A 732-nucleotide genomic window follows, 5' to 3' on the forward strand; every position below is an offset into this window, starting at 1 on the left:
TGCGAGTAAAGAGTATCGAGAAGAAATGGACGCGACAGCATTATTTATCAACGAGTGCTGCACGACAGGCATTAATCAATCTGTTAAAGCAAAAACGCTCTACCAAGCGTACAGAGAGTGGGCGAGCGAAAACGGTCAATACATGATGAGCAATACGAAATTTGGAAAAGAAATGGGAATGAAATTTGCAAAGCGTCGGTCAAATGGAATTGTTTACGACGGAATAGATTTATTAGATGACAGTAAACCGTTCAGTATTGGAGTGAGAGGGCTTTAAAAGTGGAATAGTTTGGAATGGTTTGGACTAGTTGAAAACAAACCCTTCCATTTAAAAAAAACGCCCTAAACCCTTGCTATTACTATATTTATATTATATTTATTATTATTTTGTAATAGTTGGAATAGTAATAATAAATAAAGAAGTAAATAAAAAAGTAAAAGTAAAAATATATAAAAGAGTGTTATTTTAGCGTTCAAACCCGTCCACCCGTCCACCCGTCCACTTTTTTATTAGGAGGTAATACATGAAATCAGAAAAACAGATTCAGAATGAAATACGTGTCGCATTATCTGAAAATGGCTGTGTTTGTTTTCGAGGAAACGTTGGATTGTTTTATACGAAAACAGGTATACCTGTTTCGACAGGTTTGCCGAAAGGATTTAGTGATTTGTTTGGCTATCGTATTGCAGACGGAAAAATGTTCTTTGTAGAAGTGAAAAACGAAATAGGTC

Annotated in this window: 2 protein-coding genes; both read left to right on the top strand. The window is 35.2% G+C overall.

From position 1 onward, the window contains the following. Positions 1 to 277, top strand: a 277-nt coding sequence (locus BCAMP_RS11390; RefSeq protein ID WP_035315709.1) for a primase-like DNA-binding domain-containing protein, incomplete at its 5' end; no start/stop codon positions are given. Positions 278 to 524: 247 nt separating this feature from the next. Next, on the top strand, positions 525 to 732 hold a 208-nt coding region (locus tag BCAMP_RS11395; protein WP_035315710.1), incomplete at its 3' end, for a hypothetical protein.

It is taken from the genome of Brochothrix campestris FSL F6-1037, assembly GCF_000525915.1.
Classification (GTDB): Bacteria; Bacillota; Bacilli; order Lactobacillales; family Listeriaceae; genus Brochothrix; species Brochothrix campestris.